Consider the following 9,522-nt stretch of genomic DNA (forward strand, 5'->3'; position numbering starts at 1 on the left):
CGCGGGCCATGACCCGGTCCAGGGTCCGCCGGGGAAGGTCGCCCACGACCGGCGCCGGGTCCAGGACCAGGCGCACCCCCTCGGGGAGGTCGCCGCTCCCGGTTCGCGGGGGCGCGGCCGCCCGGCCGGCGGCCCCGGTGCGGGGGAGGGCGCGCCGGGCGGCGCCCCTCAGTCCAGCGATCCCCCGGACATCACCGAGTACATGCGCCGGTAGGTGGCCGCCTCGTCGTGGCGGCTCTGGCGCTCCAGCGTGCGGGCGAGCGCGATGTGCGCCCAGTTGTCCACCGGGTCCAGCTCGATGATCCGGCGGAAGGTCCTCTCGGCCTTGTTGAGCTGAGCGGAGTGGAAGTAGGCGCGTCCGAGCAGCTCCAGCAGCGACCTGCTGTCGGGATCGTGCTCGACGATCGGTTCGAGGGTGCGGGCCGCGTAGATCGGGTCGCCCAGTTCCATGAACATGCGGGCGCGGTTGTAGGTCTCGTAGGTGCTCTCTTCCACGGTGCTCCTTCCGACGGCGCGAACCGTCCCGGATCACAACGGCCAGGGGTCCGGCCGCATTCCCTGGTGTGGCGTGTGGGGTGGAGGCGCTTTGTGAGGTCTGGTGTGACCCACTGGCGTCACCACCCCCATCAGAGAGATCCCCGCACACGGGGCCCGCACACGCGGTCCGCCCTCCGGGCCGGGGCCCCGAGAGGCGCGGACGGCGCTCCGCGCCGCGTCGTCACAGGTCCGTGGGGGAGATCCGCCCGGTGTCCACGTCGTAGATCGCACCCGCGACGGGCAGGCCGGCGGGGAGCAGCGGGTGGTGGCGGATGCGCTCCAGGTCGTGCCCCAGCGCGCCCAGCTGGTCGCTGTTCGTGTGGAACTCCAGGCTCCGCGTGTCGACCCCGTACTCCTGCTGGATGAGGTCGTGGACGGCGTCGTCGCCGGGCACCGACGCCATCTTGCAGCGGGTGTGCGGAAGGACCAGCACCCGCTCGACCCCGAGCAGGTACACCGCCAGCACCAGGGTGCGCAGCGTGTCGTCGGTCACCCGGGCGCCCGCGTTGCGCAGGATCTTGGCGTCGCCCGGCTCCAGGCCGAGCATGTCCAGGGGCTCGATTCTGGAGTCCATGCAGGTCACCAGGGCGAGGCCGCGCCCCGCGACCGGTTTGAGCCCGGCCAGCGAGAAGTCGGCCGCGTAGCCCGCGTTGGCCGCGAACACGTCGTCGAAGGCGCCTGCGGAGGGGACGGCACCGTTGTTGTCACCCACGTGGAGTCACTCCCTTGTCCTTGGTCACAGCTGTGCCGTGCACACCGGAGCACTCCGGTGTGCACGGCACGGGATGGAGGGGTCAGGCGCCGGGACCGGTGATCCCGGAGTCGGTCTGACCGCTACCAACAGTAACGATCGCCCTCGGGAGGGCGTCACCCGACCCGTCCCGACGGTCGCTGGTGTCGGGAAGCCGGACGGGCTTGCCGTCCGCCCGCGAGGCGCGGGCCGGTGCCCGGCCGATCCAGCCGAACAGCAGGGTGTCCTCGCCCTTCAGGTAGCGGTGGCACCGCACGCCGCCCGTGGCGCGGCCCTTCGTCGGATACGTCTCGAACGGCGTCACCTTGGCCGAACCGGCCTGTGTGCCCTCCAGCGCGCTGGAGGAACCGGAGACGGTGACCACCACCGAGTCCTCCGGGCTCGGGACGGCGCCGAACCAGAGCACGCGGGCCTCCTCCGACAGGCGCACGCCCGCCACGCCCCCCGCCGGCCTGCCCTGCGGGCGCACGGTGCTCGCGGAGAAGCGCAGCAGTTGGGCCTCCGAGGTGATGAAGGCGAGGTCCTCCTCACCCGAGGAGAGCTGCGTGACGCCGATGACGCGGTCGTCGTCCTTGAGCGCGATGACCTCGAAGTCGTCCTTGTTGGGCGGGTAGTCCGGGGCGACGCGCTTGACCACGCCGCCGACCGTGCCCACGGCGAAGCCGGGGCCCGAAGTGTCCATGGCCACCACCGACACGACGCGCTCGCCCTCCTCGAGCTGGACGAACTCCCCGACGTCCAGGCCCGAGGCCAGGGGCGGGCGCTCGTCGTCGCGGTCCGGCAGCTCGGGCAGCTCCACCACCGGGACGCGGATCATCCGGCCGAGGTCGGTGACCAGGCCGACGTCCGAGCGCGAGGTGGTGGGCACCGACACGTGGATAGCGTCGTGCCGGGTGCGCAGCCCCTCGTAGACGCGCGGCACCGCGGCGCCCTTGCTGCGGCCGATGGCGCCGTCGACGCCGAACAGCACGTGGCAGGGCTGGTCGGCCATCTCCAGCGGGACGACCGCGCTGCGGGCGGCCCCGTCGCTCTCCCGCAGCTGGGTGCGGCGCGGGGTGGCGAACTCCTTGGAGACGTCGGCGAGCTCCTTGGAGACCACGCGGCGCAGCTTCTTGTCCGACTCCAGGATCGCGGTGAGGGAGTCGATCTCCTGGTTGAGCTTCTCCCGCTCGGTCTCCAGCTCCAGTCTGTCGAACCGGGTCAGGCGGCGCAGCGGGGTGTCCAGGATGTAGCGGGCCTGGGTGTCGGACAGGCCGTAGGCGCCCATCAGGGACTCGCGGGCCGCCGCCGTGTCGTCGGCCTCGCGGATGAGGGCGATGACGCGGTCGATGTCCAGCAGGGCCGTGACCAGGCCGTCCACCAGGTGCAGGCGCTCCTGCCGCTTCGTGCGGCGGAACTCGCTGCGGCGGCGGACGACCTCCAGGCGGTGGTTGACGTACACCTCGAGGAGTTCGCGCAGGCCCAGGGTCTGGGGCTGGCCTTCCACGAGGGCGACGTTGTTGATGCCGAAGGACTCCTCCATCGGCGTGAGCCGGTAGAGCTCCTCCAGCACGGCCTCGGGGTTGAAGCCGTTCTTGAGCTCGATGACCAGGCGCAGGCCCTGGGTGCGGTCGGTGAGGTCCTTCAGGTCCGAGATGCCCTGGAGCTTCTTGGACTGCACCAGCTCCTTGATGCGGCTGACGACCTTCTCGGGGCCCACGTTGTAGGGGAGGGCCGTCACGACCAGGCCGGTACGGCGAGCGGAGACCTTCTCGATGGCGACGGTGGCGCGCGTCTTGAAGGTGCCCCGGCCGCTGCGGTAGGCGTCGCGGATGCCGTCCAGCCCGACGATGGTGCCGCCCGTGGGCAGGTCCGGGCCGGGCACGAACTCGGTGAGCTCCTCCAGGGTCGCGTCGGGGTGGGAGATCAGGTGGCGTGCGGCGGCGATGACCTCGCCCAGGTTGTGGGGGGCCATGTTGGTGGCCATGCCCACGGCGATGCCGGACGCCCCGTTGACCAGCAGGTTGGGGAAGGCGGCGGGGAGGACCTCGGGTTCGGTCTCCTGGCCGTCGTAGTTGGGCTTGAAGTCGACGACGTTCTCGTCGATGGACGAGACCAGCAGCTCGGCGGCGCGGTCCAGACGGGCCTCGGTGTAGCGCATGGCGGCGGGGGCGTCGTCGCCGCCCAGCGAACCGAAGTTGCCGTGGCCGTCGACCAGGGGCACGCGCATGGCGAAGGACTGGCTGAGGCGGACGAGGGCGTCGTAGATGGCGCTGTCACCGTGGGGGTGGAGCCGTCCCATCACGTCCCCGACCACACGGGCGCACTTGACGTGCCCGCGGTCGTGGCGGAGCCCCATCTCGTTCATCTGGTAGAGGATGCGCCGCTGAACCGGCTTCATGCCGTCGCGGGCGTCGGGGAGCGCGCGTTGGTAGATGACCGAGTACGCGTACTCCAGGAAGCTGCCTCGCATCTCCTCGGAGACGTCGATGTCGATGATCTTCTCGGCGAGATCCTCGGGGGGACGGGAAGTAGTACGGGCCATGTCCGTAATTCTGGCCTGTGCCGGAGACTGAAACGTACGCGGACGCGTGGTTGGACGTGTGTGAGTCGCGCGACTGAGGGGTTTTGACCCCTTGCGACGTGGTTTTCGCCCTGAAAGCAGGGAGGGGCGAAAAGCACCGTGGTGCGACGGGGTGACGGGTCCGGGCCCTCTTCCCCGGAGGGGGACCTGGCCGACGGGGGTTGGTTCGGGCGCCCGGGCGCGGGCCGGGGCGGGGCCCGGAAGAGCAGGCTCTGACCGCCGGTCAGAGCCTGCCCGCCGTCAGTCGCTGAAGGGGATCGTGACCGAGGCACCGTCGTCCGGGCCGACCAGGATCCGTGAGCTGTCGCTTCCCAGGGCGCTCCACAGTTCGACGCGGACCGAGCCGTCGACCATGTCGCCGAGGGCGCCGTCGCTGTCGGCCGCGCCTCCTCCCTGCGTGTACTCCTCCCAGCCGGACCGGTCGTTGGTGGCGAAGTAGCGGTAGGTCTCCGTCCGGTCGTCGGTGCCGTCGCCGTCCAGGTCGTAGACCACGCGGACCTGGACCGCGTTGGCGATCGCGTTTCCGGAGTCCACCGGCAGGGAGAACGCGGTGGCGTCGCCGTTGTGGGAACCGGTCAGGCCGTCGACCCGCAGGACCACCCGGTCCTCCGGCGGCAGGCCGTCCTGGTTGCGCCCTCTGGCGGAGGCCACGGTGATCTCGTCGGCGGACCCGTGCGGGGTTCCGGAGAGAGCAGAGGGGGTCAGGTGGAGGTCTCCGTCACCGACGTTGCCCTCCCCGGGGTCGCCCGGGTCACCGGGGTCTCCGGGGTCGCCCCCGCCGCCCTCACCCCTGGTGGAGGCCAGGGAACCGGGCTCCACGCTCAGTTCGACGCCGTCGGAGAACGTGACCGTCACCGGGTCGGTGCCCGGGTTGAAGGCGGTGTGGGTGCGGGTCCCGCCGTCGTCGAACACCGCGTAGTGGGCGGTGTCGGCGGTGACGGAGGCGTCTACGGTGCCGACCTCGGCGAGGGTGGAGACCCACTGGTAGGTGTGCGGCTTGGAGCCGCCCGCCTCCGGTTCGTAGGTCTGCCACTGCTCCTCGAACATGCGCAGGGCGTCGTCGCCGTCGGAGAGGGCGCGGTGCGCCCAGTGGATGTCCCTCCAGATCTCCGGCTCGCGGCCCAGGCGGTCCACGAGCGACCGGTAGACGGCGCCGGCGTGTTCGGGGTCGTGCCCGAGGTACAGCGAACCGGCGGTGATGGGCAGGTAGTTGATGCCGTAGTGCTCCTCGTCGCCGCCGTCCCACCAGATGCGGTAGTCGCCGCCGTCGCCCCACACCATGCCGACGACGTCGTGCTCGTAGTCCTCCGGGAACGTCCCGCCGCCCTGGTCCTGCCAGTAGCGGGGGATCGCGGAGGCCTGGGTGGTGTGCAGGTACACGCCGAGGTCGCGGACCTCCTCGTCGCCGGCCAGGGAGCCGAACAGGGCGGTGGCGGCGGCGAAGTGCATGCCCTCGGAGGAGGACTCCTGGTTGTTGCCCGCCGCGAACCCGGCGTGCCCGGACGCCCAGCCGTGCCCGGCGTAGGGAGAGAAGGAGCGCAGGCGCGGGAACATCGGGTCGTCGGGGTCGGTGGCGGCGACGTCGCGGATCAGGAGACGGATCATCCCGCCCCAGGCGTCCTCGGCTGCCCAGGCGCGGTCGTAGCGGGCGACGACGGCGGCGGCCGAGACGAAGTAGCCGTAGTGGAAGTCGTGGTCGTTGAGCTCCTGGGCGGCCCCGAAGCTGTCGGGGTAGCCGAGCATGGTCCCCCACTCGGCGTTGTAGTGGAACTGGCGCGTGCCGCCGGCCGTCAGCCAGTCCTCCAGGCGCCCCCTGACCAGGTCGAGGAGCTCGTCGCGGGCCTCGGTGTGGCCGATGGAGTCGGCGATGGGGACGAGCTGCGCGAGACGGCCCATGGCCTTGCCGTCCCAGTAGGTGTCGCCGGGCTCGGGGAAGAGCTCCTCCCCGGCGAGCACCTCGTCGATGAGCTGCCGCATGCGGTCGTGGTCGGCGCCGTCGACCGTGGGCAGGCTGGGCAGGACGCCGTTGGTGGTCAGCTCCGTGGTGAAGCTGCCGCCTTCTGCGATGCGCATCTCGCCGCGCGGGGACGTGTAGGACAGGCCGGTCACGTCGGTGACGGCGTTGTCCCACTGGTGGGGGTAGAGCGCCATGAGGGTGCCGGTGCGGTCGCCCTCGACCGCCTCGGTCTCCACCCGGTAGGTGCTGGTCAGGGTGGCCCCGGCCTCGTCGTAGTCGTAGTCGACCACGGAGCCGGTGACGACGGAGTGGGCGTAGGGGGCGAAGGCGTCCAGGTCCCCGGGGGAGGGGAGGACGGCGACGGAGTAGTGGCCGCCGTCGCCGGTGGCGGCGGTGAAGGTGTCGCCCGACCGGGTCCAGGGGGAACCCGACGGCGCGAACAGCGCGTAGTGGCGGCCGCCGACGCTCGCGCCGACGACGGAGCCGTCCTCGTGCCAGACGTCGGGTGCGCTGCTGAAGCTCACCTCGGCGTCGCCGCCGCTGGTCTCGGCGTAGGCGAAGGGCAGGCCCTGCCCGATGGTGACGCGGAGGGTGGGGCCTCCGCCCGCCCACTCGGCGGTGACCGTCCAGTCGCCGCTGTCGGCGACCCGGGTGTCGGGGGAGTCGAGGCCGACCGCGCCCAGGGAGAGGTCGGGGACGTGGGGGAACTCGTACTTGAGGCCGTCGGCCACGAGCCGGGGGGTGTCGGGGTAGCCCATCTCCAGGCCGCCCTCGTGGGGGTGGTAGCTGGCGGGGTGGGCGAAGAGGTTCTCGCCGTGGGGGTTCTCCGGATAGCGCTGGAAGATGAGGGAGGACCACCACTCGTTGGTGGGGGCCGCGCCCTCGTAGTCGTCGGTGACCTTGGGGGAGGCCGGTGCGCCGCTGAGGTCGGAGGGGCCGGAGGCCCCGGCCGGGAGGGTGTCGGTGTAGCTGCCGGACCCCACGGGGACGGCTGCGGCGCCCGTGGCCGCCGCGGTGGTCGCGGGGACGGGCCCGGTGAGCGCCGGGAGGGCGGCGCCGGTGAGGAGGAGGGCGGCGCCGGCCGCCAGGAGCGCGGGCCGGGCGGGCCCTCCCCGTCGTCGGGCCGGGGCCTCGGGGGAGGCGTGTCGGGGGCCGGTCCGGCCCCGTGGTCGGTGCATGTCCGTGTCCTTCCGCCGTGCGTGTCGCGAGAAGTCGGGAGCGCTCCCAGACGCGAGCGCCCCAGACGTGAGCCCTGGCGTCGAGTGTTCAGATACCGGTTCGGGAGTGCAATGCCGGGAAGACGGATAGTTTCCGTTTCGTTACTCGGTGTGTTCTGCGGCTCTCCCCGGACGCGGTTCCCCTCGGGACCGGGTGCGGCGGGGCGTCCCGGCGCCGCGCCGGAGCGGAGGTCCTCGCGCGTTCGTCCTGTGGACGACCCCTCCGATGTCCCCCGGCTCTGGTACCAAGGAGGACATGGCCACACCCACCGCTGACACCACCGTCCCCGCCGACGCCTCCGGCGGCGCGCTCCGCGAGCAGGCCGAGGCGCACCTCCGGGCACTGGCCGGGGACTCCGCACGGCTGCGCGAGGACCAGTGGACCGCCATCCGCGCCCTGGTCGCCGAACACCGCAGGGCACTCGTCGTCCAGCGCACCGGCTGGGGCAAGTCGGCGGTGTACTTCGTCGCCACCGCCCTGCGCCGGGCGGAGGGTGCGGGCCCGACCGTCATCGTCTCGCCGCTCCTGGCCCTGATGCGCAACCAGATCTCGGCCGCGGAACGGGCCGGCATCCGGGCCCGGACCATCAACAGCTCCAACACCACCGCGTGGGAGGCGACCTACGCCGACGTCGCCGCGGGCGAGGTCGACGTCCTGCTGGTCAGCCCCGAGCGGCTCAACAACCCGGAGTTCCGCGACCGGGTCCTGCCGGAGCTCGCCGCGGGCGCGGGCCTGGTCGTCATCGACGAGGCCCACTGCGTCTCCGACTGGGGCCACGACTTCCGCCCCGACTACCGGCGCATCCGGTCCCTGCTGCACGACCTGCCGGACGGGGTGCCCGTCCTGGCCACCACGGCCACGGCGAACGAGCGGGTCACCCGCGACGTCGCCGAGCAGCTCCAGGCGGGCGGCGAGCGCCAGGACACCCTGGTGCTGCGCGGCTCGCTGGAGAGGGAGAGCCTGCGGCTGGCCGTGGCGCGGCTGCCCGACCCCACGGCCAGGCTCAGCTGGCTCGCGGAGCACCTCCCCAAGATCCACGGATCGGGGATCGTGTACACGCTGACCGTCAGCGCCGCCCAGGAGACCGCCCGCTTCCTCCGCGAGCAGGGGCTGGAGGTGCGCGCCTACACCGGGCAGACCGACCCCGACGAGCGCCGGGAGGCCGAGGACGACCTCCTCGCCAACCGGGTCAAGGCGCTGGTGGCCACCAGCGCGCTCGGCATGGGCTTCGACAAGCCCGACCTGGGGTTCGTCGTGCACCTCGGTGCGCCGCAGTCCCCGATCTCCTACTACCAGCAGGTCGGCCGCGCCGGACGCGGCGTGGAGCGCGCCGAGGTGGTCCTGCTGCCCGGCCGCGAGGACACCCAGATCTGGGAGTACTTCGCGGGGCTGTCGTTCCCGCCGGAGCAGACCGTGCGCCAGACCCTGGACGTGCTCGCGGCGGAGGGCCGGCCCCTGTCCGTGGCCGCGCTGGAGACCCGGGTGGACCTGCGCCGCACCCGGCTGGAGCAGATGCTGAAGGTGCTGGACGTGGACGGCGCGGTCCGCCGGGTCCGCGGCGGGTGGGAGGCCACCGGCCGGCCGTGGAGCTACGACGCGGAGCGGTACGCGGCCGTCACCGAGGCGCGTGAGCGGGAGCAGCGCGCCATGCTCGACTACATCGACCTCGACACCTGCCGCATGGAGTTCCTGCGCCGCCAGCTGGACGACCCCGAGAGCGTCGCCTGCGGGCGCTGCGACGTGTGCACCGGCGAGTACTGGAACACCGACGTGGACCCCGGGCGCCGTGAGGCCGCGGCGGAGCACCTCGACCGGCCGGGCACGCCCATCGCCCCGAGGCGGCAGTGGCCGTCCGGCATGGACACCCTGGGCGTGGGGCTGACCGGGAAGATCAAGGACGACCTCCGCGCGGGCGAGGGGCGGGCCCTGGGCCGCCTCACCGACATCGGGTGGGGCAACGAGCTGAGGCGCGTGCTCGCGGACGACGCGCCGGACGCCCCGGTGGACGAGCGGATGCTCCAGGGCGTCGTACGGGTCCTCGCCACGTGGGGCTGGGAGCGCCGGCCGGTCGGCGTCGTCGTGATGCCGTCCCGCACACGGCCCGCCCTGATCAACGACCTCGCCTCCCGCCTGTCCCGGCTGGGGAGGCTGACCCCGATCGGGGCGCTGGAGTACGGAGGGGCCGTGGAGCAGAGGAAGCACAACAGCGCCATGCGCCTGGCCCAGGTGTACGCGTCCCTGCGCGTCGGCGACGAGCTGCGCGAGCGGCTGGCGGCGGTCCAGGCCGAGACGCCCGGACCGGTCCTGCTGGTGGACGACTACACCGACACCGGCTGGAGCCTGACCGTGGGCGCCGCCCTGCTCAGGAGCGCGGGCGCCCCCGAGGTGCTGCCGCTGACCCTGGCCACCACCGGGGGCTGAGCGCCGCCGCGGCGGGGTGCGGGCCCGCCGCCCCTCCCGACGCGGACCGGCGGGTGTGCCGCGGCAGCGCCGCGG

General features: G+C 72.8%; 6 protein-coding genes. 2 read left to right on the plus strand and 4 right to left on the minus strand.

Going from position 1 to position 9,522, the window contains the following annotated elements; all coding sequences use genetic code 11:
- The coding region (locus tag ACWGL3_RS28285; RefSeq protein ID WP_452461997.1) for a hypothetical protein at positions 1 to 214 on the plus strand (214 nt) is incomplete at its 5' end.
- Here ACWGL3_RS28285 and ACWGL3_RS28290 read toward each other — a convergent pair.
- The 4 genes from ACWGL3_RS28290 to ACWGL3_RS28305 form a co-directional block, all read right to left on the minus strand.
- Positions 169 to 495 carry a tetratricopeptide repeat protein gene (locus ACWGL3_RS28290; RefSeq protein WP_267948679.1) on the minus strand — a complete coding sequence of 109 codons (327 nt, stop codon included), beginning with the start codon at positions 493 to 495 and terminating at the stop codon, positions 169 to 171. The two genes, ACWGL3_RS28285 and ACWGL3_RS28290, sit on opposite strands and share 46 nt — an antisense overlap.
- A gap of 223 nt (positions 496 to 718) precedes the next feature.
- Positions 719 to 1,249: a beta-class carbonic anhydrase gene (locus ACWGL3_RS28295; RefSeq protein ID WP_267948680.1), complete on the minus strand. Its 531-nt coding sequence runs from the start codon at positions 1,247 to 1,249 to the stop codon at positions 719 to 721.
- Between the two features lie 82 nt (positions 1,250 to 1,331).
- Positions 1,332 to 3,812 (minus strand): DNA gyrase/topoisomerase IV subunit A, encoded by a 2,481-nt coding sequence (locus ACWGL3_RS28300; protein ID WP_267948681.1) that lies wholly within the window; start codon positions 3,810 to 3,812, stop codon positions 1,332 to 1,334.
- A 279-nt stretch (positions 3,813 to 4,091) separates the two neighbouring features.
- Positions 4,092 to 6,986, minus strand: coding sequence for a glycosyl hydrolase (locus ACWGL3_RS28305; RefSeq protein ID WP_452461998.1), 2,895 nt, complete (start codon positions 6,984 to 6,986; stop codon positions 4,092 to 4,094).
- 295 nt (positions 6,987 to 7,281) lie between these two features.
- On the opposite strand from ACWGL3_RS28305, the gene ACWGL3_RS28310 reads away from it, so the two are divergent.
- On the plus strand, positions 7,282 to 9,447 hold the full coding sequence (locus ACWGL3_RS28310) for a RecQ family ATP-dependent DNA helicase (protein WP_267948683.1): 2,166 nt from the start codon (positions 7,282 to 7,284) through the stop codon (positions 9,445 to 9,447).
- Positions 9,448 to 9,522 lie beyond the last annotated feature (75 nt).

The sequence above is a fragment of the Nocardiopsis sp. NPDC055824 genome (genome assembly GCF_053616335.1).

Bases quoted from the DNA above. Each gene is read 5' to 3' on its own strand.
- ACWGL3_RS28305 (WP_452461998.1), bottom strand. From the start codon at position 6,986: ATGCACCGACCACGGGGCCGGACCGGCCCCCGACACGCCTCCCCCGAG.
- ACWGL3_RS28300 (WP_267948681.1), bottom strand. From the start codon at position 3,812: ATGGCCCGTACTACTTCCCGTCCCCCCGAGGATCTCGCCGAGAAGATC.
- ACWGL3_RS28310 (WP_267948683.1), top strand. From the start codon at position 7,282: ATGGCCACACCCACCGCTGACACCACCGTCCCCGCCGACGCCTCCGGC.